At 71.2% G+C, this 24,201-nt stretch carries 24 protein-coding genes; 8 read left to right on the top strand and 16 right to left on the bottom strand.

All coding sequences use genetic code 11. The features are described 5' to 3' along the window. The 3 genes from CK240_RS14805 to CK240_RS14795 all read right to left on the bottom strand — a co-directional run. On the bottom strand, window positions 1-557 hold a 557-nt coding region (locus tag CK240_RS14805; protein ID WP_135058851.1), incomplete at its 3' end, for a Gfo/Idh/MocA family protein. Between the two features lie 173 nt (window positions 558-730). Further along, window positions 731-1,285 (bottom strand): nucleotidyltransferase family protein, encoded by a 555-nt coding sequence (locus tag CK240_RS14800; RefSeq protein WP_095641110.1) that lies wholly within the window; start codon window positions 1,283-1,285, stop codon window positions 731-733. Further along, window positions 1,282-2,199 (bottom strand): XdhC family protein, encoded by a 918-nt coding sequence (locus CK240_RS14795; RefSeq protein WP_240517454.1) that lies wholly within the window; start codon window positions 2,197-2,199, stop codon window positions 1,282-1,284. The genes CK240_RS14800 and CK240_RS14795 overlap by 4 nt, the downstream gene beginning before the upstream one ends. Window positions 2,200-2,265: 66 nt before the next feature. Between CK240_RS14795 and CK240_RS14790 the strand changes: the two genes are divergently transcribed. From CK240_RS14790 to CK240_RS14780, 3 genes are read left to right on the top strand one after another with little or no spacing between them, the layout of a single operon-like run. Next, window positions 2,266-2,784 (top strand): 2Fe-2S iron-sulfur cluster-binding protein, encoded by a 519-nt coding sequence (locus CK240_RS14790; protein WP_095641109.1) that lies wholly within the window; start codon window positions 2,266-2,268, stop codon window positions 2,782-2,784. Continuing rightward, window positions 2,781-3,749 carry an FAD binding domain-containing protein gene (locus CK240_RS14785; RefSeq protein WP_095641108.1) on the top strand — a complete coding sequence of 323 codons (969 nt, stop codon included), beginning with the start codon at window positions 2,781-2,783 and terminating at the stop codon, window positions 3,747-3,749. The genes CK240_RS14790 and CK240_RS14785 overlap by 4 nt, the downstream gene beginning before the upstream one ends. Next, window positions 3,749-5,968, top strand: coding sequence for a xanthine dehydrogenase family protein molybdopterin-binding subunit (locus CK240_RS14780; protein WP_095641107.1), 2,220 nt, complete (start codon window positions 3,749-3,751; stop codon window positions 5,966-5,968). The genes CK240_RS14785 and CK240_RS14780 overlap by 1 nt, the downstream gene beginning before the upstream one ends. A 57-nt stretch (window positions 5,969-6,025) precedes the next feature. Here the strand turns inward: CK240_RS14780 and CK240_RS14775 are convergent, their stop codons facing one another. From CK240_RS14775 to CK240_RS14765, 3 genes are all read right to left on the bottom strand, one after another. Next, window positions 6,026-6,634, bottom strand: a complete 609-nt coding sequence (locus CK240_RS14775; protein ID WP_095641106.1) for an alpha/beta hydrolase — start codon at window positions 6,632-6,634, stop codon at window positions 6,026-6,028. A 5-nt stretch (window positions 6,635-6,639) separates the two neighbouring features. Continuing rightward, on the bottom strand, window positions 6,640-7,569 hold the full coding sequence (locus tag CK240_RS14770; protein ID WP_095641105.1) for a VOC family protein: 930 nt from the start codon (window positions 7,567-7,569) through the stop codon (window positions 6,640-6,642). Between the two features lie 113 nt (window positions 7,570-7,682). After that, on the bottom strand, window positions 7,683-8,582 hold the full coding sequence (locus CK240_RS14765) for a LysR family transcriptional regulator (protein ID WP_095641104.1): 900 nt from the start codon (window positions 8,580-8,582) through the stop codon (window positions 7,683-7,685). Window positions 8,583-8,792: 210 nt separating this feature from the next. Here CK240_RS14765 and CK240_RS14760 point away from each other — a divergent pair, with 210 nt between their 5' ends. Beyond that, a complete protein-coding gene (locus tag CK240_RS14760; RefSeq protein WP_095641103.1) occupies window positions 8,793-9,755 on the top strand; it encodes a pirin family protein in 963 nt (320 codons plus the stop codon). Here the strand turns inward: CK240_RS14760 and CK240_RS14755 are convergent. The 10 genes from CK240_RS14755 to CK240_RS14710 form a co-directional block, all read right to left on the bottom strand. After that, the gene (locus CK240_RS14755) at window positions 9,746-10,018 is read right to left on the bottom strand and encodes a hypothetical protein (RefSeq protein ID WP_095641102.1); all 273 of its coding nucleotides are present in this window, start codon (window positions 10,016-10,018) and stop codon (window positions 9,746-9,748) included. The genes CK240_RS14760 and CK240_RS14755 overlap by 10 nt on opposite strands. 408 nt (window positions 10,019-10,426) lie before the next feature. Beyond that, window positions 10,427-11,074 carry a tetratricopeptide repeat protein gene (locus CK240_RS14750; protein WP_205957859.1) on the bottom strand — a complete coding sequence of 216 codons (648 nt, stop codon included), beginning with the start codon at window positions 11,072-11,074 and terminating at the stop codon, window positions 10,427-10,429. Beyond that, entirely contained in the window at window positions 11,071-11,757 is a 687-nt protein-coding gene (locus CK240_RS14745; RefSeq protein ID WP_095641101.1) for a Fe2+-dependent dioxygenase, read from the bottom strand. Before CK240_RS14745 ends, CK240_RS14750 begins: the two co-directional genes overlap by 4 nt. A 50-nt stretch (window positions 11,758-11,807) precedes the next feature. After that, a complete protein-coding gene (locus CK240_RS14740) occupies window positions 11,808-14,090 on the bottom strand; it encodes a TonB-dependent receptor (protein ID WP_095641100.1) in 2,283 nt (760 codons plus the stop codon). A 75-nt stretch (window positions 14,091-14,165) separates the two neighbouring features. Next, the gene (locus CK240_RS14735) at window positions 14,166-15,263 is read right to left on the bottom strand and encodes an alpha-hydroxy acid oxidase (RefSeq protein WP_095641099.1); all 1,098 of its coding nucleotides are present in this window, start codon (window positions 15,261-15,263) and stop codon (window positions 14,166-14,168) included. Between the two features lie 68 nt (window positions 15,264-15,331). Further along, window positions 15,332-16,153 carry an iron ABC transporter ATP-binding protein gene (locus tag CK240_RS14730; RefSeq protein WP_095641098.1) on the bottom strand — a complete coding sequence of 274 codons (822 nt, stop codon included), beginning with the start codon at window positions 16,151-16,153 and terminating at the stop codon, window positions 15,332-15,334. Further along, window positions 16,150-17,106: an iron chelate uptake ABC transporter family permease subunit gene (locus CK240_RS14725; protein ID WP_095641097.1), complete on the bottom strand. Its 957-nt coding sequence runs from the start codon at window positions 17,104-17,106 to the stop codon at window positions 16,150-16,152. Before CK240_RS14725 ends, CK240_RS14730 begins: the two co-directional genes overlap by 4 nt. A gap of 30 nt (window positions 17,107-17,136) precedes the next feature. Further along, entirely contained in the window at window positions 17,137-18,093 is a 957-nt protein-coding gene (locus CK240_RS14720; protein WP_095641096.1) for an ABC transporter permease, read from the bottom strand. Beyond that, on the bottom strand, window positions 18,090-18,983 hold the full coding sequence (locus CK240_RS14715) for a siderophore ABC transporter substrate-binding protein (protein WP_095641095.1): 894 nt from the start codon (window positions 18,981-18,983) through the stop codon (window positions 18,090-18,092). The genes CK240_RS14720 and CK240_RS14715 overlap by 4 nt, the downstream gene beginning before the upstream one ends. A gap of 384 nt (window positions 18,984-19,367) precedes the next feature. Further along, window positions 19,368-19,733, bottom strand: coding sequence for an H-NS histone family protein (locus CK240_RS14710; protein ID WP_240517452.1), 366 nt, complete (start codon window positions 19,731-19,733; stop codon window positions 19,368-19,370). A 601-nt stretch (window positions 19,734-20,334) separates the two neighbouring features. Here CK240_RS14710 and CK240_RS14705 point away from each other — a divergent pair. Genes CK240_RS14705 through CK240_RS14690 form a run of 4 tightly spaced genes read left to right on the top strand, consistent with a single transcriptional unit; the run spans window position 20,335 to window position 24,130 of the window. After that, on the top strand, window positions 20,335-20,730 hold the full coding sequence (locus CK240_RS14705; protein WP_095641093.1) for an SxtJ family membrane protein: 396 nt from the start codon (window positions 20,335-20,337) through the stop codon (window positions 20,728-20,730). Window positions 20,731-20,752: 22 nt separating this feature from the next. After that, complete coding sequence (locus tag CK240_RS18750) at window positions 20,753-20,902, top strand: DUF5989 family protein (RefSeq protein ID WP_095641092.1); 150 nt, start codon at window positions 20,753-20,755, stop codon at window positions 20,900-20,902. A gap of 2 nt (window positions 20,903-20,904) precedes the next feature. Beyond that, window positions 20,905-22,752: a carbamoyltransferase family protein gene (locus CK240_RS14695; protein WP_095641091.1), complete on the top strand. Its 1,848-nt coding sequence runs from the start codon at window positions 20,905-20,907 to the stop codon at window positions 22,750-22,752. A 4-nt stretch (window positions 22,753-22,756) separates the two neighbouring features. Beyond that, window positions 22,757-24,130 carry an alginate O-acetyltransferase AlgX-related protein gene (locus CK240_RS14690; protein ID WP_095641090.1) on the top strand — a complete coding sequence of 458 codons (1,374 nt, stop codon included), beginning with the start codon at window positions 22,757-22,759 and terminating at the stop codon, window positions 24,128-24,130. Window positions 24,131-24,201: the final 71 nt, after the last annotated feature.

The raw sequence follows: 24,201 nt of genomic DNA, 5'->3' as shown, positions 1-24,201 counted from the left end.
GCTTCCAGCAGGTGCATGTCGCGCAGGCCCATCTCGGCCGGGGTCAGGATGGGAACCCCGTCGCGGACGGCCTGGCTGAAATGGTCGATCTCGCCCGTGAACTGCTGCTCGCTGGGTTTCGACGGGGTGGGCATCTCGTCCCCTTCGGCGGTGCTCAGCGTCAGGCGGTTGCCGAAGTATTCGGTCGCCGGGTCCAGCACGGCCACGGCCTTCGACCCCCACAGGTCGATCCGCTTCTTGTTGGCGACATAGCCCGACGAGATGCTGGCCCGCCGCCCCGAGGGGAAGACCAGCTGCACCTGCCCGATGGCCTCGATCTCGCCGAAGCGGCCATCGGGGGTTTCGGGCGAGAAGGTGGTGGCGACCAGCCGTTCGGGCACCTCGTCCAGAAGCCAGATCAGCCCGTTCAGCGAATAGATCCCGATGTCCATCAGCGACCCGCCGCCCGCGAGGGCGCGCACCATCCGCCACTGATCGCGCTCGACCTCAGGGTCCAGCGGGCGGTGGTGGTCCGAGGTCGCATACCAGATGTCGCCCAGTTCGCCCTTCTGCACCATCTCCTTCAGGGCGGTGTTGTTCGGCTCTGCGCGGCTCGAGGGGAAGGGGGGTGCCGGTGACGTAACCGGCGATGTCCCTGATACGCATGATGGCTCCTGTCCTTGGTCATGTGCCGCGCCCGGGGGCAGGACGGCGTCGTCGGAACACCCGCCCCGGGGGCGAGAACCGTTGTTCAGCCGGCGGAAAGATCCTGCGGGCGGTCCACGTCGGCCAGTTCGGCAGGAGGCGCGGGGATCGTCACCGCGTTCCCCAGCAACGCGCCCGCGCCACGGTCGCCGCGCAGGGCCGAAAGGGCGGCAAAGCAGGACGCCGGAAAGCAGGCGGGCGCGCCGGGCTGCCCGCCGGGGTGCAGGACGGCCGAGGGGCGGTCCTCCGTGCAGCCCTCGACCAGCGCCGCCACGGTCGCTTCGGACAGCGCGGGCATGTCGGCCAGAAGGACCAGCAGCCGCGCGGCGCCCAGGCCCTGCGCCCAGGCCACCGCCGCGCGCAGGCTGGCCGACTGGTCCTCGCCCTCGGGGGCCAGCGGCACCAGCCCCGGCAGCAGCGCCGCGACCTTGGGATCGCGCAGGACGGCGGCGCGCGCCTCCACCGGCGCCCGCGCCAGCAGCGCCCCCGCCCGGACCACCAGCGCGCGTCCCTTCCAGGGGGCGAGCAGCTTGTTGTCGGGCCCCCAGCGGCGGGAATGGCCTGCGGCCAGCAGCACGCCGACGGTCGGGCCGCCGCTCATTGCGCGCGTTCGGCCAGGATCTCGGCCAGCACCGAGACCGCCAGCACGCGCGGGTCGCGCGCCGAGGGGATCAGCCCGATCGGCCCCCGCAGGCGGGCGATGGCCTGCTCGGGGACGCCCAGGGCGCGCAGGGCCTCGACCCGCGCGCGGTGGCTGCGCAGGCTGCCCTGCGCGCCGACATAGAAGGCGGGGCTGACCAGCGCCTCGGCCAGAACGGGGGGCTCGCGGTCGTGGTCGTGGTAGAACAGCACCACCGCCGTCCGGGGGTCCGCATCCCCCGGTCCCGCGTCGCGCAGCGCCACGCCCTGCGCGGCGGCGGTCGCGGCAGTCGCCTCGTCATGGGTCGCAAGCTCGGCCGGATAGCCCGCCGCATGGGCCAGCGCCGCGAAGGTCACCGCCTCGACCCCCGCGCCCCAGGTCAGGAAGCGCGTGGGCGGCACGACCCGCAGCGGAAAGCCGGGGCCGTCCAGCGCGACCGTCCCCCGGTCGAGGTCGAGCCCCAGCAGGCAGTCCCGCCGGGCCGCCCGCGCGGCCAGCGCCCCCCGGATGGGCGCGGGGTCCGCAACCGGCAGCAGCGCCACGTCCAGCCCGCCCCCGCAGGGCAGAACGAGGTCGCGGAAGGGCGAGCCCGCCCCGTAGCGCAGCCGCCGCACGCGCCCGTCCGCCGCCACCTCGCGGGCGTGCAGCGCAAGGTCGGCCTCGATGCAGCCGGAACTGAGCTGCCCGACGCTGCCGCCCGCCGCCGGAAAGACCATGATCGTGCCGGGGTTGCGGTAATGCGGCCCCTCGACCCCGGTGATGACGGCAAGCACCCCGCCGCCGGCCAGCGCGGACAGCGGATCGCCCATCGGGTCGGCCCCGGGAGACGTGGCAATCGGCAGGGCCTCGGCCATGCGGGGGGCAATCTTGTTCATGGGGACGGAACACGCGGCGCGCCACGGTTGTTCCCTGTCGCGCCCGCAGCCGAAGGAGAGCCACGGATGGATGTCACCCTGACCGTCAACGGGACCCCCCATGTCCTGAACCTGGAGGACCCGAGGGTCTCGCTTCTGGATGCGCTGCGACAGCGGCTGGACCTGACCGGGACCAAGAAGGGCTGCGACCACGGCCAATGCGGCGCCTGCACGGTGATCGTGAACGGGCGACGCATCAATTCCTGCATGACGCTGGCCGTCATGCACGACGGCGACGAGATCACCACCATCGAGGGCATCGGCACGCCCGGCGACCTCGCGCCGCTGCAGCAGGCCTTCATCCGGCACGACGGCTTCCAGTGCGGCTATTGCACGCCCGGCCAGATCATGTCCGCCACCGCGATGCTGGAGGAGGTACGCCAGGGCTGGCCCAGCCAGATGACGGGCGACCTCGGCCGGCCCGAACTGACGGACGACGAGATCCGCGAGCGCATGTCGGGCAACATCTGCCGCTGCTCGTGCTATCCCAACATCGTGGACGCCATCCGCGACGCGGCGGGCCGGACCGGGGGGACCGCGGCATGAGGGCCTTCGACTATGCCCGCGCGCAGACGCCTGCCGACGCCATCGGCACCGACGCGCGCATCATCGCGGGCGGCACGAACCTGCTGGACCTGATGAAGCTTCAGGTCGAAACGCCCGAGCGGCTGATCGACATCAACCACGTCGGGCTGGACCAGGTCGAGCGCGACGGAGACGGCCTGCGGATCGGGGCGCTGGTGCGGAACTCGGACCTGGCCGCCCATCCGGCGGTGCGGCAGGACTGGCCGCTTCTGTCCCGCGCGCTCCTGGCCGGGGCCAGCCCCCAGTTGCGCAACCGCGCCAGCACCGGCGGCAACCTGATGCAGCGGACGCGCTGCTACTACTTCTACGACCTGGACGCGCCCTGCAACAAGCGCGTGCCGGGGTCGGGCTGCGGGGCGATCGGCGGGGTCAACCGCATCCACGCGATCCTGGGCGCCTCGGAACACTGCATCGCCACCTATCCCGGCGACATGGCCGTGGCGCTAAGCGCGCTGGACGCCGTGGTCGAGGTCGAGGGACCCGACGGGCGGCGCGAGATCCCGGCCACGGCCTTCCACCGCCTGCCGGGCGACCGGCCGGACCTCGACAACGAACTGCAACCGGGCGAGATGATCCTGTCGGTGCGCCTGCCCGCGCCGCTCGGCGGGCGGCAGATCTATCGCAAGGTGCGCGACCGGCGGTCCTATGCCTTCGCGCTGGTGTCCGTGGCGGCTGCCGTGACCATGCAGGGCGGCCGGATGGACCGCGTGCGGCTTGCCTTCGGCGGGGTCGCCCACAAGCCCTGGCGCGTGCCCGCGGCCGAGCAGATGCTGGCGGGCCAGGCCCCCTCGGCCGAGCTGTTCGACCGCGCCGCCGCCGCCGTGCTGGAAGGCGCGCGCGGCCAGGGCCACAATGATTTCAAGATCCCGCTGCTGCGCCGCACCCTGGCCGCGGTGCTGGCCGAGGCCGTGCAGGAGAGCGCGTGATGTCCAACCCGATCGAAGTGACCCTGACCCACCGGATGAACCTGCCGGACGAGGAGAACCTGCTCGACCGCATGGCGCAGGGGGTGGTCAGCACGCCCATGGACCGCCCCGAGGGCCCGCTGAAGGTCAGCGGCACCGCCACCTATGCCGACGAGGACCACCCGCCGGGCACCGCCTATGGCTGGTTCGTGCGCGCCGCCATCACCAGCGGCCGGGTCACGGGCCTGAACACGCGCGAGCTTGAGGCGATGCCGGGCGTGCTGGCCGTGATCCGCGACAACCGCATGATCCGCAACCCGGCCCAGGGCGGGGACGCCAAGTCCCCCCACCAGGGGCCGTCCGAGGTCTTCTACAAGGGCCAGCCCATCGCGCTGGTGGTGGCCGAAACCTTCGAGCAGGCCCGCGACGCGGCCTTGGCCGCCCGCCCCGACTACAAGGACCGCAGCGACAGGGCCGTGATCCTGCCCACCCGCACCGACTACGAGAAGCCCCGGTCCAAGCAGTCCTCGCAGGGCAACCTCGACAAGGCGATGCGGAACGCGGCCTTCGCGGTGGACGTGGAATACGACACGCCCTCGATGAGCCATGCCGCGATGGAGCCGCACGCCGCCGTCGCCTGGTGGCAGGACGGCCGCCTGACCGTGCGCGGCAGCTACCAGATGCTGAACAGCAACGCGCAGGAACTGGCCGACGCGCTGGGGATCAGCGTGAAGAAGGTCCGCATCCTGTCGCGCTACGTGGGGGGCGGCTTCGGGTCCAAGCTGGGCATCGGGCACGAGGGCGTCGGCGCCGCCATCGCCGCGCAGAAGCTGGACCGGCCCGTCGCCATCGCGCTGCACCGCCGGCAGGTCTTCGAGGCCACCCACCGCCGCAGCGAGACGCGCCAGCGGGTGCGGCTGTGCTGCGACGCGGACGGCCGCATGACCGGCATCGGCCACGAGGCCTGGGTGTCGAACCTGCCCGGCGAGACGTTCAGCGAGCCGGTGACGCAGGCCACCCCCTTCACCTGGGCGGGCGAGAACCGCGAGATCGGCCATTACATCGGCCGGCTGAACCTGACCGGTGCGGGGTCCATGCGCGCGCCCGGCGAGGCCGTGGGCGTGCCCATCACCGACGCCGCGATGGACGAGCTGGCCGAGGCCGCGGGCATCGACCCGGTCGAGTTCCGGCTGCGCAACATCCCCGAGGCGGACCCCTCGTCGGGCAAGCCCTTCAGCAGCAACCGCCTGGCCGACTGCATCAGGATCGGCGCGGAACGCTTCGGCTGGTCCGGGCGCCCGAAGGTGCCCGGCAGCCGCCGCGAAGGGGAATGGCTGATCGGCTTCGGGATGAGCGGGGTCATCCGCGTCAACATGCTGGGCGATTCGACCGCGCGGGTGACGCTGCGCCCGGACGGCACGGCGCTGGTGGAAACCGACATGACCGACATCGGCACCGGCAGCTATTCGGTCCTGACCCAGATCGCGGCCGAGATGCTGGGACTTCCGCCCGACCGCGTGACGACCGTCCTGGGCGACAGCGACCTGCCCCCCTCTATCGGGTCGGGCGGCTCGCGCGGGGCGGCGTCCTCGGGCAGCTCGGTGATGCTGGCGGCGCGCGCCGTGCGGGGCAAGCTGGCCGAGCGGATGGGCTGCGACGAGGAGGACCTGACCCTGAAGGACGGCACCGCCATCGCCGGCAACCGCCAGCGCGACCTGGCGGACGTGCTGGCGGGCGACATCCTGCAGGGGACCGGCACGATCAAGCGCGGCGCGGCCGAGGCCCATCACCGCCAGTCCTCATGGGGGGCCGAGTTCTGCGAGGTCGCCGTCAGCAGCGTCACGGGCGAGGTCCATGTCCGCCGCCTGTCGGGCGTCTTCGCCGCCGGGCGCATCCTGAACGCCAAGACCGCGCGGTCGCAATGCATGGGCGGAATGATCTTCGGCATCGGCCAGGCGCTGCACGAGGAAGTCTTCCACGACGCCCGCGACGGCAGCTTCATGAACCGCGACCTCGCGGAATACCACGTGCCCGCGAACCTCGACGTGCCGCATATCGACATCGAGCTGCTGATGGACGACCGCGACCCTTATGCCAACCCCATGCAGGCCAAGGGCATCGGCGAGCTTGCCCTTTGCGGCACGGCGGCGGCGATCGTGAACGCCATCGCCAATGCCACTGGGCACCGCTTCCGGTCCTTCCCGATCACGCTGGACAAGGTGCTGGAAAAGCTGGGCTGACGCGCGGGCGAAGCGCCCCCCTGCCCGCAGGGGGGCGTCCTGCGCGACGGGCCGGTGTCAGGCGCGGCGCAGGAAGCCCGCCACGGCCTCCAGTTCCGGCTGCGTGATCTCGTGGCCGCCGTCATGCAGCGCCAGGTCGAGGCGGGCGCCCTGCGCGCGCAGCCAGTCCGCCAGCGCCTCGGTCTGCGGCAGGGGGCAGATCGGGTCGCGGCGGCCGGCGGTCAGCAGCACCTGCCGCCCCGCCAGCCCCGGCTGGGGCGCGGGCGTCCAGGGGATCAGCGGATGCATCAGCACGGCGCGGTCGAACAGGTCCGGCGCCTCGAACATCACCGAGGCGAGGATGTTCGCGCCGTTCGAATAGCCCATGGCAAAGACGGGACGGCCGGGGTTCGCCTGCACATGGGCGCGCAGGAAACCGGTCATCCGCCGCGTCCGGGCGCGCAGGTCCTCCATGTCGTAGACGCCTTCCGCCCGGCGGCGGAAGAAGCGGCTGGCGCCATGTTCCGACACGTCCCCGCGCGGGGCGACGAGGCCCGCGCGGGGCAGGATCTGCCCGATCAGGCCGGAGAACTGGTGCTCATCCCCGCCGGTGCCGTGAAAGGCGAAGACCAGCGGCGCGCCCTCCGCGCCGGGGCGGGACAGGTGGTGGTAAAGGTCCAGCGCCATGGGCCTCAGTCCCTGATCTCGGGCAGCATCTGTTCCAGCCGGAACCGCAGGTGGGCGTGCTGGCCGGGCAGCTTCAGCGCCTGTCCCAGATGCGCGCGGTCCTCGTCACGGTCGAAGCCGGGCTCGTTGGTCGCGATCTCGAACAACACGCCGCCGGGCGTGCGGAAGTAGATCGCCCAGAAATAATCGCGGTCGATCACCGGGGTCACGTTGTAGCCCGTGTCCATCAGGGCCTTGCGGACGCGCAGCTGGGCCGCGCGGTCCTCGACGGCGAAGGCGACATGGTGGACCGATCCTGCGCCCTGCCGGGCCGGTTCCGCCACGGCCAGCGTTTCCACGTCGATGACATCCGCGCCGTTGCCCTCGATGGCGAAGCGGGTGGTCGCGCCCTGCCGTTCCACCTCTTCATAGCCCATGAAGCGCAGCAGTTCCGCCGTGGCGCCCGCGTCGCGCAGCCGCAGGCTGACGCCGCGGAAGCCGTGCACGCCCTCGGCGGCCGGAACCGGGCCGCCCGCCCAGGGGGTGCGGGGGTCGCCGTCGACCTCGACCAGCGCGAAGCCGTCGCCGTCCGGCCCCCGGAAGCGCAGGCGGCGTTCGCCGAAACGCTCATGGGCCTCGAGGCCCGCGACGCCCTGCCGCGCCAGCCGTTCGGTCCAGAAGCCGAGCGAGCCGCGCGGGACCGCGAACAGCGTCTCGGACACCTCGCCGGTGCCCGGGCGGCCACGGCGGATATGGGGGAAGGGGAAATAGGTCATGACCGTGCCGGGCGAGCCGGCCTCGTCCCCGTAATACAGGTGGTAGACGTCCGGGGCGTCGAAGTTCACGGTCTTCTTGACCCGGCGCAGGCCGAGCGTCTTCGTGAAGAAGTCGTTGTTCTGCTGCGCATCCGCCGCCATCGAGGTGACGTGATGCAGGCCCTTGATGTCTTCCGGCATGGCTGCCTCCTGCAAGTGCATGGTTCGTTGCGGGCAAGATAAGGGCGCGGGGCCGCGCACAGAACGGCTGACGGATCGCATTGATCATTGCGATTTGCGCAATGATCCTGCCGTCACAGGGGCCGGGCCTCGCGGACATGGGCCTCGAAGACGTCCGAGAAGGCGGCGACCTTCAGGGGCAGCCGCTCGTAGGGCGGGTAGTAAAGCGTCAGCCAGATACCGGGCGCGGACCAGCCGGGCAGGACCTCGGCCAGACGGCCCGCCGCCAGGTCCTCCTCGACGATGAAGCGGGGCAGCAGCGCGATGCCTTCCCCGTCCAGGGCCAGCCGCGCCAGCACGTCGCCGTTGTTGGCGCTGAAGCGTCCGGCCGCGCGATGGCTGCGGCGGGCCGCGCCCTTCGACAGGTCCCAGACCTCGTCGCGGGCGTCGGCGCGATAGCCGAGGCAGGCGTGCCCGGCGAGGTCGGCGGGGTCCTGCGGCGCGCCCCGGGCGGCCAGGTAACCGGGCGCCGCCACCAGCAGCCGCGGCACCGGGCAGATCTTGCGCCAGATGGTGGACTTGTCGCCCGGCGGGCCCGAGATGCGGATGGCGAGGTCATAGTCCTCCTCGACGATGTCCACGAAGCTGTCCGACAGGTTCAGCGCCACATGCGTCCGCGGGTAAAGCGCGGCAAAGCGCGACAGCACGGCGGGCAGCACCCGCAGCCCCAGCGACATGGGCGCGCTGACGCGGACCCGCCCCGAGGCGATGCCCTGCGCCTCGCGCGTGTCCTGCGCGGCCTGGGCCAGCCCCTCGGCCAGGGGCGCGACGCGCGCCGCATAGACCGCCCCCGCGGAGGTCAGCGAAACCTGCCGTGTGGTGCGGACCAGAAGCTGCACGCCCAGGCGGTCCTCCAGCGCGGCGATGGTGCGGGTGACGGAGGCCGGGGTCAGGCCGAGCTGCCGCGCGGCGCCCGCGAAGCTTTGCTGGTCGACGACGGCCAGGAAGACGCGGATGGATTCAAGCTCGCCCATGATCTCGGCATTGCATCAGGCGCAACAAGCAATGCAGGTTCATGGGCATCCCGGCAACCGTGTTCCGGGCCATGGCCCTTCCCGGCCAGCCCTTCAACCGCGCCATCCGCAGGTGACGCCGCGCGCCGTCCGGCCTACCATCCCCTCAGCGGCTGTCCCGGACAGGCGCGCCGCCTGCCCGCCGGCCCGATCCGCCGAAGGAGTTGCATCATGAGCTGGAGCCCCTGCCCCGACCCCACCCTTGGCGTGCCATCCACCGTGGACGCCATCGAGACGCTGATCATCCCCCGCGCCGTCGATCTGGGCGGGATGGAGGTGCGCCGCGCCCTGCCCTCGCTCAAGCGGCAGATGGTCGGGCCCTTCATCTTCTTCGACCAGATGGGCCCGGCCGAGTTCCTGACCGACCAGGGCATCGACGTGCGTCCCCATCCCCACATCAACCTCGCCACCGTCACCTACCTGTTCGAAGGCGGCCTGCGGCACCGCGACAGCCTGGGCACCGACCGCGAGATCGAGCCGGGCGCGGTCAACTGGATGAAGGCCGGGCGCGGCATCGTCCATTCCGAGCGGACCGACGAGGCGCGGCGCCGGACCGGCCAGCGGCTTTTCGGCATCCAGACCTGGGTGGCGCTGCCCGAGGCGCAGGAGGAAAGCGACCCCGGCTTTGCCCATCACGGCGCGGCCGAGCTGCCGGTGATCGAGGATCACGGGGTAACGGCGCGGCTGATCGCGGGGCAGGCCTTCGGGGCGCGCTCTCCGCTGGCGACCGCGTCGGAAACGCTTTACGCCGACATCCGGCTTGCCCCGGGCGCGAGCCTGCCGATCGAGCCCTCGGTGACCGAGCGGGCGCTTTACACCATCTCGGGCGGGATCGAGGTCGCGGGGCAGCCCTTCGCCCCCGCGCAGCTTCTGGTGCTGCGGCCCGGGGACCAGATCGTCCTGCGGGCCGCGACCGCCGCCCGCGTCATGCTGTTCGGCGGCGAACCGATGGAAGGCCCGCGCTGGATCTGGTGGAACTTCGTCTCGTCCCGGAAGGAACGGATCGAGCAGGCCCAGGAGGAATGGCGGCAGGGACGTTTCGACACCGTGCCGGGCGACGAGGCCGAGTTCATCCCCCTGCCCGACACGAACACCCGGCCGCGCCGGGCGCTCGGCGGCGTGTTCTATCCCTGACGGCGCACCGGCGGCGGCGCGCCCCGTGCCCCGCCGCCGGATGCGGCCGGGCCCTTGCAGGCCACGAGAATGGCCGCCGCCGCGACCGCCGCGACCCCCAGCCGGTCGGGTCCGGACAGATGCCCGCCCGGGAAGGCCGCGCCGAAAACCGCGACAAGCACCACGCCGAGCTTGTCGCGGGCGACGACCTGCGCGGGGTTGCCAAGTCCGATGGCGCGGAAACAGCAAAGCCACGGCGCCCCGGTGGCAAACCCCGAAAGCACAAGAAAGACAGCGGACCGGGACCAAGGACGGGGGCCGGACCTTGCCCAAGGCCAGCGTGATCCCGGCCAGCATCACCAGGACCACGGCGGTGCGGATGAGGGTGGCGAGATCCGGGTTCGCGGTCTGGACGCCGACCTTGGGCGGGAACCGCCGTCAGCGTGGCGGAGGCGCCGACAGCAGCGGCCCGAACTGCCGAAAAGGAAGAACGGATCGCATGGCGCGGCTCCGAGGACCGGACGGGCGGGATCGAGCGTGAGGGCGGCTTTCCGGCCGCCGGCGGGAAGAAGGCCCCGGCGGGGCGGCGGCGTCCCCGTTGCGCGCGCGCTAGTCCTGTCGAGGGATGGGGCACAGGGCCCCCACCCCGGCAGACCCTGCCCGGCTGACCGCCGACGCGGCGTCCCGCCCGTTCAGCCGTCCTGCGCGGTCGTGGCTGCGGGCGCCGCCGCCTGGGCCCGCGCCCGCGCGGCGCGGCGGCGCAGTTCGGGGTGCGGCGCTTCGGCCAAGGCATCGGCCACGGCGGCATGAAAGCCGCTCAGGTGGCAACCCAGCGCGCGGTCGAGCCAGTCGAGCGCCTCGGGCAGCCGGTCCGCCGCCACCAGCAGGCGGGCGAGGTTGAACTGCCCCCAAGGGTCGCCCCCCTCGGCCGAGGCGGTGTAATAGGTCAGCGCCGCGCCCGCGTCGGGCGGCCCGGCGGCGCCGGTCTCGGTCAGCACCCCCAGCATGTTCAGCGCCTGCAGCAGCCCGCCGCGCGCGGCGTCGGCGTAAAGGCGCATGGCCTCGACGGGATCGCGCGGCACGCCCTCGCCGCGCAGGTGCAGGTCGGCCAGGTTGAACATCGCCCAGGGGTCGCCCCCGGCCGCCGCGCGGCGATACCAGCCCGCCGCCTGCCGCACGTCGGGGCCCATGCCCCAGCCGCGCTCGGCCGCCCGGCCCAGCATCGTCAGCCCGCGCGGATCGCCCGCCCGGGCCGCCATGCGGAAGGACTCGATCGCCTGCCCGCCTTCGCCCGCCTCCAGCAGCAGCTGTCCGGTGGCAAGCGCCGCCTCGGCGCTCACAGTTCGGCCCACATCCGCAGCAGGTTGTGGTAATGGCTGACAAGCCCCAGCACCGCCGGCGCCTCGTCCCCCATCGCCGCGCGGGCCTGCCGGATCGCCATGTCGAGGTCGTAAAGCATCGCCCGCCTGCCGTCGTCGCGCACCATCGACTGCGCCCAGAAGAAGCTGCCCCAGCGGCTGCCGCGCGTGACCGGGTTCACCCGGTGCAGCGAGGACGAGGGATAAACGACCATGTGCCCGGCGGGCAGCTTGACGGAGTGGGTGCCATAGGTGTCCTCGACCACCAGCTCGCCCCCGTCGTATTCCTCGGGCGCGGTCAGGAAGATCGTGGTGGACACGTCCGCCCGCATCCGCATCCCGCCCGATCCGGGAATGGTGCGGATGGCGTTGTCGGTATGGGCGCCGAAGGTCATGCCAAGGTCATAGCGGTTGAACATCGGCGGCAGCACCCGCAGCGGCAGGGCGGCCGAGGTGTAGGTCGGGTTCCGCGCAAGCGCATGCAGGATGTGCTCGCCCAGATCGCGGGCGACGGCAGAATCGGGCGGGATCTGGAGGTTGTTCTTGACCGTCGCGGCCTGGTCGCCCGCCGTGTCGCGCCCGTCGGCCCAGGCGGCGCGTTCCAGCGCCTCGCGGAAGGCCATGACCTCGCCTGCGGACAGGACATCCGGGATCTGGATCAGCATTCGTCACATCCAAGGAAAGGGGCGGGGCCGCCGGGCGGCCCCGCGCGTCGTCAGAACCGGCTCGACAGGCTCAGCGTGAAGACCCGGCCCGCTTCGGGGACTGCACGGGCGCCGTTGAAGGACGAGGAATAGTTGTTCTCGTCCGTCAGGTTGGTGCCGTTCAGCGCGACCCGCCAGTTGTCCTGCTCGTAAGCCACCATCGCGTCGAGCGAGAAGGTTTCCGGGATCTCGGCGGTGTTGTCGCTGTTGGCCCAGTATTCCGACGCATAGCGGATGCCGCCCGCCACCGTCACCGCGCCCCCGGTCCGGGTAACGGGCCGTTCATGGCTGCCCCACAGCGCGAGGTTGTGGCGCGGCACGCCGGGCGCGTCGTTGCCCACGTTCTCCTCGTCCACGCCGCGCCCGCCGGTGATCTCGCTGTCGAGGTTCGCATAGGCCAGCAGCAGGTTCACCCCTTCGGCGACCTCGCCCGAGGCGCCGAGCTCGAAGCCGCGGATGCGGCGGTTCTCGCCATTGGCGCTGAAACCGGGCGTGATGTCGCCCGTGACCGGGTCCACGTCGTAGGAATTGCGCTTCTTGATCTGGAAGACCGCCGCCGTCAGGCCGACGCGCCCGTCCATCAGGTCCATCTTGCCGCCAAGCTCGATCAGATCGGACCGCTCGGGCTCGAAGTCGCGGTCCGAGGCCGGAACCTCGGTCTCGAAGGCGTTCACGGCCGAGGCGATGTCCGTCCCCAGCGGCCGGTACGAGCGGGCAAAGGTCAGGTAGCCCATGCGGTCGGACGCGGGTTCCCAGATCAGGCTGACCGAGGGGCTGATCTTGACGTCCTCCACCTCGCCGCTGACGCGTTCGTCCCCGCCGACCAGCACGCCGTCGAACGAGCTCTTGAACCAGTCGGCCCGGGCGCTGGCGAGGACCGAGAACTGGTCGCTGAAGCGCATCCGGTCGGCCAGGAACAGCCCCGCGTCCAGCGCCTTGGCGGTGCTCTGCTCGTCGTCCCAGTCGAACACCGCGTCGCCCGCGTCGAAGTCCGGGTCCAGGATGGTCTGTTCCGCGCGCGGCACGACCCAGGTGCCGCGGCGGCGCTTGTCGATCTGCCAGGACAGGTCCAGGCCCGCCGTGATCTGGTGGCGGACGTTGCCGGTGGTGGCCTCGCCCGTCAGCGTGGTGACGTTCTGGACGCCCCAGCCCTCCTGGTCGTAGGTCATGCCCCCGCCCGCGCCGTAGCTGAGCGGCTGGTCGATCCCCGCCAGCAGCGCGGCAAGGCAGGCCGAGTCGCAGCCGCCGGGGTTGGTGGCCGAGAAGTCGCGCCCGTAGCGCGTCACGCGGGTGTCGTTGGACAGCTTCCAGCCGCCCTCCAGGTCATGCGTCAGGGCCGAGGTGACCGTGTGCACGTCGGTGTCGAAGCGGTCGGTGCTTCGGATATACGAGGTGTCGCGGTCGTAGCCGGGCACGTCGTATTCCAGCAGCGGGCGGCTGATCCCGTCGGGGCCCTCGGCCATCGGCTGGCCCATGTCCGGCACGCCCCGGCCGCGCAGGTAGGAATAGCCCAGGTGCCATTCCGTCCCCGTGCCGATGCCGCGCCCGTAGTCGAAGGCGATGCCCAGGCGGTCGTCGGTCACGTGGTCGCGGTCGGGAACCTCTCCGTCCTGCACCATCAGGTTCAGCCGCAGCGCCTGGTCGTCGGCAAGGACGCGGTTGGCGTCGAACTGCAGCCGCGCCAGGCCGCCGGTGGCCACGCTGCCCTCGGCCTCGTTGAACTCCTCAAGCCCCGCGCGCTTGCGTTCCTGGTTGATGAGGCCGCCCAGGCTGCCCACGCCGAAGCTTTCGCCGGCCGGGCCCTTGATGACCTGCACCGCCTCGGTGTTGAAGGTGTCGCGGGTATAGGCGCCGAAGTCGCGCAGCCCGTCCGAATAAACGTCGCCCTGCGCGGACAGGCCGCGGATGCGGAACTGGTCGCCCGAGGAGCCCCCCCGGCCCTCGCCGGTGGACAGCGTGATGCCGGGGACGTTGCGCAGCGCCTCTTCCAGCGTGGTGGCCTTCTGCTGCTCGATGATCTCGGCGGGGACCACGTTCACGACATGCGGCGTGTCGCGCACGCTTGCGGGAAGGCGGGCGATGCCGGTCGAGGCGTTGTTGGTGTTGCTCGACTGCTCGTCCGACGGGGTCAGGACCACGGTGTCCAGCTGTACCGCGTTCGTCTGCAGGGGTCCGGGAACGGCTGCATCCTGCGCCAGCGCCGGCTGGTTCAGGCCGGTCGCGGCGAGGGCGCCAAGCGAGGCCCCCGCACCACACAGGATCGGTCGAAGGGAGGGCTGGGGACGCAGAGCCATAAGCAATCTCTTTCGGGGCGTTGGGGAATGCTGGCTTGCACGATCCGCGCAGGGACCCGAACTGGCTGAAGCCTACTATTTTGCTTGGGATGATGCCGTCAAGCAGCCTTCCGGCGGATTCTGGCGGAAAATCAGCGATGGTCCGATGTCGCGGGGGGACCGGCAGCCCGCGATCGCCATGGCGATCCGCAGTTCGTCGCGCAGCAGCCGCAGCACATGGGCCACGCCGAGCGCCCCGGCCACGGCCAGCGCCCAGGCCGCCGGGCGGCCCACCATGACCGCATCGGCCCCCAGCGCCAGGGCGCGCAGCACGTCGGTCCCCCGCCGGATGCCGCCGTCCACCAGCACCGGCGCGCGCCCCGCCAGGGCCGAGGCCACGGCCGGCAGCGCCTCGACGCTGGCGGGCAGGCCGTCGAGCACCCGCCCGCCGTGGTTCGAGACCACGACCCCCGCCGCGCCCGCCGCAACCGCGCGGGCCGCGTCGCCGGGATGCAGGATGCCCTTGGCCAACACCGGCAGGGGCGCGGCGGCGCAAAGCCATTCGAGATCGGCCCACCGGGGGGCGGCGGCCATGACCTCCTCGAAGCTGCCGGCGGCCGGGCGGGGCAGGCCCGCGAGGTTGACGGGCGAAAGGTCCGGGGGCAGCGCGAAGCCCGCCCGCATCTCTCGCGGGCGCTGCCCGGCCACGGGGGCGTCCACGGTCAGCATCAGGGCAGCATATCCCGCGTCGGCGGCCCTTCGGGCCAGCGCCAGCGTGCCCTCGCGCCCCAGCCAGTAAAGCTGGAACCAGTCGCACAGGGCGCCCGCGCCCCGCGCCTCGGCCAGGGGCGTGGTGGCCTGCGCGCTCAGCACCATGCGGGCACCCTGGGCCGTTGCGCCCGCGGCAAGGGCGCGTTCGGCATCGGGATGAAGCAGCCGCTGCCAGGCCATCGGCGCGACAAGGATCGGGTGGTCGAGCCGCGTCCCCAGAAGGGTCAGCGAGGTGTCGCCGGACCCGCCGTCCCGCAGGACGCGGGGCATCAGGGGCAGCGCGTCGAAGGCGGCCTCGTTCCGGCGCAGCGTGATCTCGTCGCCCGCGCCGCCGTTCAGCCAGGCCGCCGTGGCGGGGGGCAAGGCGGCCCCCGCCGCGCGGCGATAGTCCTCGACCGTCTGCGGCAGGTCCTCAGGCCGCATCGGCGGCCCGGACTTCGGCGCGGCACGGCGCGGGTTTCGCGGGATCGGGGGCCGAGATCATGGTGGCGTCAGTGCACGGTCGGGCGGGCGGCATCCGGCGCCTCGGGAAAGGGCGTGCCAAGCTGGTCGTGCCAATGGTGGTGCAGGACCAGCGGGCGGTCGTCGTGGCGCGCGACCTCGACCGGGGTGTCATACAGCGCCGACAGCACCGGCTCGGTCAGGACCGCCTCGGCCGGACCCTGGGCGACCACCCGGCCGTTCTTCATGGCGACGACATGGTCGGCCCAGGCGGCGGCATAGTTGACCTCGTGCACCACCGTCACCACGCTGCGGCCGCTGCCGCGCACCAGGTCCGCCAGCCGCGCCATCAGCGCGCGGGAATGGGCCATGTCGAGGTTGTTCAGCGGCTCGTCCAGCAGCAGCCAGTCGGTGCCCTGCGCGAAGGTCATCGCCAGATGCGCGCGCTGCGCCTGCCCGCCCGAGATCTCGTCGAGGAAGCGGTGCCGCAGGGGCGCCAGCCCGAAGGCCTCCAGCGCCGCCTCGACCGCCGCCCGGTCGGCGGCCCCGGGGCGGCCGCGGTGATGGGGCCAGCGGCCGAAGCCCACCAGTTCCGCCACCCGCAACCGGCTGGCGATGTGGGTCTGCTGGCCCATGACGGCCATGGCCAGCGCCAGCCGCTCGGTCGGCGTGGCGGCAAGGTCGAGGCCGTCCACCTCGATGCGGCCCTGTTGCAGCGGCTCGAGCCGGGCGACCAGCCGCAGCAGCGTGGACTTGCCCGCGCCGTTCGGCCCGATCAGCGCGATCAGCTTGCCGCGCGGCAGGGTCAGGTCGATGTCGTGCAGGATCGCCGCAGAGCCGATGCGGTGGCTTACGCCCGTGATGCGGATCATCGGACACGTCCTTTCAGCAGAAGGAACAGGAAGAACAAGCCGCCCGCGAACTCGACCACGACCGACAGGGTCGCGGTCTGGCCCATCAGGCGCTCGAACAGGGTCTGGCCGACAACCAGGATCGCCGCGCCGATCAGCCCCGCGGCGGGCAGCAGCACCGCGTGGCGGGCGGACGGCGCCAGCCCGTGCGCCAGTCCCGCGACCAGCAGGCCGAAGAAGGCCACTGGCCCCACCAGCGCGGTCGAGACGGCAACCAGCATCCCCACCAGCCCCAGCGTCGCCAGCATGACCCGGTCGAAGCGCAGCCCCAGCGGGATCGCCACCTCGCGCCCCAGCGCCAGCAGGTCGAGGCGCGGCGCCATCCACAGCGCCGCCCCCGTGCACAGCCCCGCGATGGCCCCCGCCGCAGGCAGAAGCGCGGCGTCGAGGCTGCCGAAGCTCGCGATGCTTGCCGCCTGCACGGTGGCGAAGGCATTGGGGTCCATGACGCGGGCCAGAAAGCCGGACAGCGCGCGGAACATCACCCCCAGGATCACGCCGGTCAGGATCATGCGCGGGATGTCGCGGGCCCCCTGCCCCAGAAGCGTGCCGAAAAGCCCGGCGGCCAGCAGCGACATGGCCGCGACCTCGGCCAGGAAGGTCGGGGCCGCCGGCAGGGCGGCGAAGCCCGCGACGCCAAGCGCCGCGACAAGCCCCGTCTGAAGCAGCACGTAAAGCGCGTCGAAACCCATGATCGAGGGCGTCAGCACCCGGTTCGCCGCCGCCGTCTGGAACAGCACCGTGGCGATGCCGGTCGCGGCGCCCACGACCACCAGCCCGGCAAGCTTGGTCCCGCGCAGTTGCAGGATGAAGGCGCGGTTGCCGCCGCCGAGCCCCTGGAACATCCAGACCAGCGAGGCCGCCCCCAGCAGCCCCAGCAGCGCCGCGATCAGCCTCAGGGCGGGCCTATCCATGGGCCTGTCCACGCGCGCTATCCATGGGCGCTATCCATGGGCGGGCGGCCGGTAGAGCAGCCACAGGAAGATCCCCGATCCCACCACGCCCAGGATCGTGCCGACGGGGATTTCGTAAGGATGGCGGACGATCCGCCCCAGCAGGTCGCAGGCCAGCAAGAGCCCCGCGCCCCCCGCCGCCACCACGGGGATCGAGGCGCGCAGGTTGTCACCCATGATCCGCGCGACGATGTTCGGCACCACCAACCCGACAAAGGGGATCATCCCCACGGTCGTCACCACCATGGCCGAGACGACCGAAACCACCACCATCCCCAGCCGCATGACCCCGCGGGTGGACAGCCCGAGGCCCGTCGCCACCTCGTCGCCCAGGGACAGGATGGCGAAACGGTCGGCCGCGAACCAGGCCAGCCCCGCCGCCGCGCCCGCGACCCACAGCAGTTCGTAGCGGCCGGCGATCACGCCCGAGAACTCGCCCGACATCAGCCAGGTGCCGACGAATTGCAGCAGGTCCGCCTGCCAGGCGACCCAGGTCACGACCGCGCCGATGATGCCCGACAGGACAAGCCCTGCGATGGGGACCAGCATCACCTCGCGCACCGGCAGGCGGCGCACGATCTGCAGGAACAGGGCCGTGCCCGCCATGGCCGACAGGCTTGCCACCACCATCTTGACCCAGATGGGCGCCCCCGGCGCCAGCAGCGTGACCGCCAGCAGGCCCAGGGCCGCGCTTTCGCCCGTGCCCGCCGTGTCGGGCCCGACGAAGCGGTTGCGCACGAGGCTCTGGATCACCACGCCCGCGACGGCCAGCGCCGCGCCCGTCAGCAGCACCGCCAGCGTGCGCGGCAGGCGCGATTCCATCAGCACCAGCGCCGTCCAGCCCTCGCCCGCCGCGGCATCCGGGCCGATCCGGGCGGCCCCGAGGCCGAGGCTCGCCAGCACCAGCAGCGCCAGGACAAGCCCCGCGACAAGCGGGCGGGCGGTCATTCCGACAGGGCGGCCGTCAGCGCGTCCAGCGTTTCGGACAGCGCGGTATAGCCGCCGGGCGCAAGATAAACGTTGTCGGCGGGCAGATAGACCACATGCCCGTTCTTCCAGGCGCTGGTCCGGCGCACCAGTTCGTTGTCCAGCGTGGCCCGGGCCGAGGGCTCGTCCGCGCCGATGGCCGCGCCGCGGTCCAGAACGAACAGCCAGTCGGGGTTGGCCTGGGCGATGAACTCGTGGCTGACGGCGTCGCCGTGGTTGGCCTCGGACTTCAGCGTGGCCTCGACCTGCGGCAGGCCCGTGACCTCGTAGATCCAGCCGAAGCGCGAGCCCTCGCCATAGGCCGACATCTTCGGCCCGTTGGTCAGCACCACCAGCGCCGTGCCCTTGCCGCGGCCCGCGTCCGCCAGCGCGGCAAGTTTGCCGTCCAGCGCGGCCGCCAGCGCCTCGCCCTCGGCCTGCCTGCCGAACAGCGCGGCCAGCGCCGCAAGGCGGGCTTTCGCCTGCCCGATCAGGTCGGCGCCGTCCACGGTCATGTCGATGGCGGGGGCGACCTGCGCCACGGCGTCCTTCTTCACGGCCGAGCGGTTGGCGACCACGATCAGGTCGGGACCGAGCGCGGCCAGCTTTTCCAGATCCGGCTCCTGCAGGGTGCCGGCGGGGGCGGCGGCCTGCGCCAGCGGTTGCAGGTGATCGAGATAAAGCTTGTCGGGCACCGCCGCCGGCGTCACCCCCAGCGCCATCATCATGTCCGCCACCCCGAGGTCGAGCGCCGCCACCTTCGCCGGCGTTTCCGGCAGGGTGACAGGCCCCTGGGCGGTTTCGACCGTGACATCGGCAAGGGCGGCAGAAGCCATCAGGGCCGCAAGGCCGGCCGACAAGATCAAGCGCATGAACGCGTCCTTTCCCGAGCAGGGGTGTCAGAAATCACCCGGCCCGCGGATTAGGAAGCGCGACCGTCCAAGTCAACAATGCCGAGTGATTTTATCAACGACTGCCGACTGGCGAGGTCCGGCCCCCCGGCAACCGGTCTGGGACCGCCGCGCCGGATGGAGCGGCGCCGGTCGGCGCTTGCCTGTCCGCGCCTTGCCGACCCGGCAAGCGGGTCGGTCAACCTTGTTCATCTTCCCGCAGGTCCCGCCTTGGCCGGAGGCGATCCCGGGGATCATGGGCCGCCTCCCTTGCCGGCGCGCCCGGCGCGTTCTCCATCCGCGCCGGGCCGCCGCTTGCCCCATGGGGGCCGGCCAGTCCCGGTCCGGCGCCGCGCGCCGGTTCCCTCAAGCCGCCAGGTCGTCGAGTGTGCGGCCCGCCTCGAGGGCGTCGTTGACCCAGCGGGGACGACGGCCGCGGCCGCTCCAGGTCTGTTCGGGGTTCTCGGGGTTCACATAGGCGGGGGCCGCGTCGGGCCCGGCGTCGCCCGCCCGGGACTTCGACTTGCCCGACTGGCGATCGGACATCAGTTCCGACAGCCTGAAACCATGGTCGCGGGCGGCCTGTTCCAGGGCCGAAAGCGCCTGCTGCCGCTTTCGCGTTTCATAACTCGCAATGGCCCGATCCAGCTTCTTCCGCAGATTCTTCAGCTCATCGAGGCTCATTCTTTCCAGCATTTCAGACGAATTGGACTTATTGCTCCTGTCATCCATCAGGTTCTCCTCCTTGTTATGTCCCGGCTCATCCGCAAAAAATGAATGTCGCGTCGTGATCCCTATATTTGCAGCAATTGCAGCGGATCAATAGCACAAGGCCGCCGGAATGATCCAAATCGGATCACGATGTCCGCCTTTGGTCTGGACTTTCGCTCAGGCCCCTGTCCGGGACAGGGATTGCCGGCCCGCCATTGCCTTTCCCGAGACGCGTGAAACGCCCCTTTGCGGCGCATTCGCCGGTTACTGGTCCCGGTGCCGATCCGGGCACGCCCGGTGCTGTTCACTTGTGCGGGATCAAGAGTTGTGGCCGCCCGGACGCCCGCCCGGGCAATCCGTGGCGACACTCAGGATCGCCGCCCCGCGATCTGCCCCCTCCGGCATGCCGGAAAGGCCCGTGGCATCCGGTTTGCCCTTGGGAATCGGACCGCTGGCCGGCGCGTCGGGAAACATCGCCTGCCCCGGAAGATCGGCTGCCGGACCGATGCCGCGGCCGGGGTTGAGGACGTGATTTCAAAAGGCCGCCGGAAACGCGGTGCTTGAATTTCAAGGACTACTGGGATAAGAAGACAAGCGTGTCTTCTGATCGGCGGTGGACGTAATGCACGGTAACGTCGACGTAAAGATGGGGTCCGAACGCAATTTCGGCTTCGTCTTTGCGGCTGTCAGCGCCATTATCGCCCTTGCGCCGCTTTTTCGTGGCCACCCCCCGCGGGTTTCCTTCCTGATCCTGGCCCTGGCTTTCGCAGCCGTGGCGATTTTCGCGCCAGGGCTGCTGCGCTGGCCGAATCGCCTGTGGTTCCGCTTCGGAATGCTGCTCGGCGCGATTGTCGCGCCGATCGTGATGACCCTCGTCTATGTGCTGACCTTCCTGCCCATGGGCCTCGGGCTGAGGCTGATGGGAAAGGACCTGCTGTCCCTCAGGACGGACCCGCAGGCCAGCAGCTATTGGATCAACCGTTCCGACCCGCCCAAAAGCATGAAGCTGCAATACTGATTGCCCACCATGGAGTGAACCGGTGTCCTTTGTTTCCGAGTTGTGGGGTTTTCTGAGGGACCGCAAGAAATTCTGGCTGCTGCCGATCCTGATCGTGCTGGGCCTGTTCGGTGCCCTGATCGTGCTGAGCCAGGGCTCGGCGGTGGCCCCCTTCATTTATACCCTGTTCTGACAGTGACCAGCATTCTCGGGATCTCGGCGCTGTATCACGACAGCGCTGCGGCCCTGGTCCGCGACGGTCAGATCGTCGCCGCGGCCCAGGAAGAGCGGTTCACCCGGCGCAAGCACGATCCGCGCTTTCCGCTGAACGCCATCCGCTATGTGCTGGACGAGGCCGGGATCCCGTTGTCCGGGGTCGATCACGTCGTCTTCTACGACAAGCCCTTCCTGAAGTTCGAAAGGCTGCTGGAAACCTATCTGGCCGTCGCGCCCCGGGGGCTGCGGTCCTTCCAGATGGCGATGCCGGTCTGGCTGCGGGAAAAGCTGTTTCTCAAGGACCTGCTGACGCGCGAGTTGCGCGGCATCGACAAGGGCTTTTCACCCGCGCGGCTGGGATTTGCCGAACACCATATCAGCCACGCCGCCAGCGCCTTCTATCCGTCCCCTTTCGACGAAGCGGTGGTGCTGACGGTGGACGGCGTGGGGGAATGGGCCACGACAACCGTCGGAATCGGCCGCGGCAAGGATCTGCGGATCATCAAGGAACTGCATTTCCCGCATTCCCTGGGCCTGCTCTATTCGGCCTTCACCTATTACACCGGCTTCAAGGTCAATTCCGGCGAATACAAGCTGATGGGGCTGGCCCCCTACGGGCAGCCGGTCTTCAAGGACCTGATCCTCGACAGGATCGTCGACCTGAAGCCGGACGGGTCGTTCCGCCTGGACCAGCGGTATTTCAACTATGTCTCGGGCCTGACCATGACCAGCAAGGCGATGGAGTCGCTGTTCGGCCAGCCGGTGCGCCGGCCCGACCACGACCCGCTGACCGGCTTCCACATGGATGTCGCCGCCTCGATCCAGGCCGTCACCGAGGAGATCCTGCTGCGGATGACCCGGTCCCTGGCGCAGGAACACGGCATCTCCGCGCTCTGCATGGCGGGGGGCGTGGCGCTGAACTGCGTGGCCAACGGCAAGATCCTGCGCGACGGCGGGTTCCGGCAGCTCTGGGTCCAGCCCGCCGCCGGGGATGCGGGCGGGGCGCTGGGGGCGGCGCTTGCGCTGTGGCACCAGGAACTGGACCAGCCCCGGCAGGTGCCGCCCGCGGGCGCGTCCCCGGACGCGATGCAGGGCGCGTATCTGGGGCCGCGCTATTCCCAGGCGGCGGTCGCAAGCGAGCTGACGCGGGCGGGCGCGGTCCTGACCGAGCAGGACGAGGACGAGATCATCGACAGGACCGCCCGCGCGCTTGCCGACGGCAAGGCCGTGGGCTGGTTCCGCGGCCGGATGGAATTCGGGCCGCGGGCGCTCGGCGGGCGCTCGATCCTCGGCGACCCGCGCTCGGACAGCATGCAGAAGACGCTGAACCTCAAGGTCAAGTTCCGGGAAAGCTTCCGTCCCTTCGCGCCCTCGGTCCTGCGCGAGGAGGTCGGCAACTGGTTCGAGCTCGAGGACGACAGCCCCTACATGCTGATCGTGGCCGATGTCCGCCCCGAGCTGCGGCGCGAGATGACCGAGGACGAGAAGGCCCTGTTCGGCATCGACAAGCTGAACATCCGCCGGTCCGAGATCCCGGCCGTCACCCATGTCGATTACTCGGCCCGCGTCCAGACCGTCCACCGCGACACCAACCCCGCCTATCACGCGCTGATCGCGCGCTTCGGCGAACTGACCGGCTGCCCCGTCCTGGTGAACACCTCGTTCAACGTCCGGGGCGAGCCGATCGTCTGCACGCCGACCGACGCCTTCCGCTGCTTCATGGGCACCGACATCGACGTGCTGGTGGCCGAGAACTGCTTTCTGGAAAAGGAGCGGCAGGACCCCCGGCTGAAGGAAAGCTACGAATCCCGGTACGAGCTGGACTGAGCGCATGGAGCCCCGATCCCGATCGTTCGACCTCGGCCCGCCGGCGCGCCCGGCCGCGCCCGCCTCGCCCACGCTGCGGCGCGCCGCCGTGCTGTTGTGCCTGATCCCGGCCGCCTATCTGCTGGCGACCGTGGCCTATGCCCTGCTGAACGCGGGCGAGTTCGCCTCGGACCTGCCGCGCCTGCTGCGCTATGTCGTCGTCCCCGCCCTCATCGGGGTCGCGCTGCTGCTTGCAGGCGTCCGCCTGCCGCGCGCCATCGCGCTGAACGTGGGCATCGTGGCGGTGTCGGTGCTGGCCACGCTGTTCCTGTTCGAAACCTGGCTGACGCTGCGCCTGCTGCCGCGCCAGGGCAATGTGGTGGGCGTCGTCGATGCCGAGGTGGGCCTTGATGCCTACCGGATGAACCTGCCGCCCGCTTATACGATCAAGGCGCTGAACGCCGAACTGGGGGTGGCCGAGCTGAGCCGCGCGCGGCTGTCGGCGGTGCCCGACCAGCCGGTGATGCTGTGCAGCATGGACGGCCAGCCGATCACCTACCGCGCCGACGCCTACGGCTTCCGCAACCCGCCCGGCACCGATCACGCGGCGGCCCGGATCATGGTGCTGGGCGATTCATTCGTCGAGGGCCTCTGCCTGCCCGACGGCGCCGGCGTGATCGGGCAGTTGCGCGGACGCGTGACGGGGCCGGTGGTCAACACCGGCAGCCGCGGCGCCGGCCCCCTGTTCGAGCTTGCGGTCCTGGGCCGCTACGGGCCCGTGTTCCGCCCGCCCATCACGCTGATGGCCTTTTTCGAGGGCAACGACTGGGAAAACCTGCAGAACGAGACGCAGGCAAGCTGGCTTGCCGGGGCGATGGACCCCCATGCGGATTTCGGCCCTCCCGGCTGGACCGCGGCCGACCTGCAGGACGCCGGTTCGGTCATCTCCGGGTGGTGGGCGCAGGGCGCCGCCTCGGTCGAAGAACTGTTCCGCCGCCAGTCGATGCTGCGCAACTATCTGGCGCTGGCCAACACCGCGCAGGTGCTGGGGCTGCATTATCCCAAGGCGATGGCGCCGAACCCCGACTATGCGCCGCTGCTGGACCGCGCGGTCGGGATTGCGCAGGGCTGGGGCGGGCGGCTGGTGATCGTCTATATCCCCGCGCATGACCGTTTCGCCGGGCTCTTTCCCCATGATTTCGTCAGCGAGGACCTGCGCCGGATGGTGCATGACGCGGCCGCCGGGGCCGGGCTGGCCGTGATCGACCTGACCGAAGCCTTTGCCCGCCATCCCGATCCGACCTCGCTTTATGCGCCGGATTCGCATTTCAGCACGGCGGGCGCGGTGCTGGCGGCCGACGAGATCGCCGCCGGTCTGGCCCGCCTGCCGCAGCCCTGAGGCCGGGCCGCCCCCGGCGGCCGCCCGGTCATGCGGCCCCCCCGGCGCCGCCGAACGCGCGCCGGGTGCCT

It is taken from the genome of Paracoccus salipaludis (genome assembly GCF_002287065.1).
GTDB lineage: Bacteria > Pseudomonadota > Alphaproteobacteria > Rhodobacterales > Rhodobacteraceae > Paracoccus > Paracoccus salipaludis.
Note: the sequence above shows the minus strand (reverse complement) of the source record. Positions and strands in the feature narration are given on the sequence as shown.

What these genes read in the sequence shown, in the direction of transcription:
- CK240_RS14760 (WP_095641103.1), top strand. Translation starts at nt 8,793, where the DNA reads ATGAGCTGGAGCCCCTGCCCCGACCCCACCCTTGGCGTGCCATCCACC.
- CK240_RS14745 (WP_095641101.1), bottom strand. Translation starts at nt 11,757, where the DNA reads ATGCTGATCCAGATCCCGGATGTCCTGTCCGCAGGCGAGGTCATGGCC.
- CK240_RS14790 (WP_095641109.1), top strand. Translation starts at nt 2,266, where the DNA reads ATGGATGTCACCCTGACCGTCAACGGGACCCCCCATGTCCTGAACCTG.
- CK240_RS14705 (WP_095641093.1), top strand. Translation starts at nt 20,335, where the DNA reads ATGCACGGTAACGTCGACGTAAAGATGGGGTCCGAACGCAATTTCGGC.
- CK240_RS14800 (WP_095641110.1), bottom strand. Translation starts at nt 1,285, where the DNA reads ATGAGCGGCGGCCCGACCGTCGGCGTGCTGCTGGCCGCAGGCCATTCC.
- CK240_RS14795 (WP_240517454.1), bottom strand. Translation starts at nt 2,199, where the DNA reads ATGAACAAGATTGCCCCCCGCATGGCCGAGGCCCTGCCGATTGCCACG.
- CK240_RS14710 (WP_240517452.1), bottom strand. Translation starts at nt 19,733, where the DNA reads ATGGATGACAGGAGCAATAAGTCCAATTCGTCTGAAATGCTGGAAAGA.
- CK240_RS14730 (WP_095641098.1), bottom strand. Translation starts at nt 16,153, where the DNA reads ATGATCCGCATCACGGGCGTAAGCCACCGCATCGGCTCTGCGGCGATC.
- CK240_RS14765 (WP_095641104.1), bottom strand. Translation starts at nt 8,582, where the DNA reads ATGGGCGAGCTTGAATCCATCCGCGTCTTCCTGGCCGTCGTCGACCAG.
- CK240_RS14720 (WP_095641096.1), bottom strand. Translation starts at nt 18,093, where the DNA reads ATGACCGCCCGCCCGCTTGTCGCGGGGCTTGTCCTGGCGCTGCTGGTG.
- CK240_RS14715 (WP_095641095.1), bottom strand. Translation starts at nt 18,983, where the DNA reads ATGCGCTTGATCTTGTCGGCCGGCCTTGCGGCCCTGATGGCTTCTGCC.
- CK240_RS14740 (WP_095641100.1), bottom strand. Translation starts at nt 14,090, where the DNA reads ATGGCTCTGCGTCCCCAGCCCTCCCTTCGACCGATCCTGTGTGGTGCG.
- CK240_RS14770 (WP_095641105.1), bottom strand. Translation starts at nt 7,569, where the DNA reads ATGCCGGAAGACATCAAGGGCCTGCATCACGTCACCTCGATGGCGGCG.
- CK240_RS14780 (WP_095641107.1), top strand. Translation starts at nt 3,749, where the DNA reads ATGTCCAACCCGATCGAAGTGACCCTGACCCACCGGATGAACCTGCCG.
- CK240_RS14725 (WP_095641097.1), bottom strand. Translation starts at nt 17,106, where the DNA reads ATGGATAGGCCCGCCCTGAGGCTGATCGCGGCGCTGCTGGGGCTGCTG.
- CK240_RS14775 (WP_095641106.1), bottom strand. Translation starts at nt 6,634, where the DNA reads ATGGCGCTGGACCTTTACCACCACCTGTCCCGCCCCGGCGCGGAGGGC.
- CK240_RS14785 (WP_095641108.1), top strand. Translation starts at nt 2,781, where the DNA reads ATGAGGGCCTTCGACTATGCCCGCGCGCAGACGCCTGCCGACGCCATC.
- CK240_RS14735 (WP_095641099.1), bottom strand. Translation starts at nt 15,263, where the DNA reads ATGCGGCCTGAGGACCTGCCGCAGACGGTCGAGGACTATCGCCGCGCG.
- CK240_RS14690 (WP_095641090.1), top strand. Translation starts at nt 22,757, where the DNA reads ATGGAGCCCCGATCCCGATCGTTCGACCTCGGCCCGCCGGCGCGCCCG.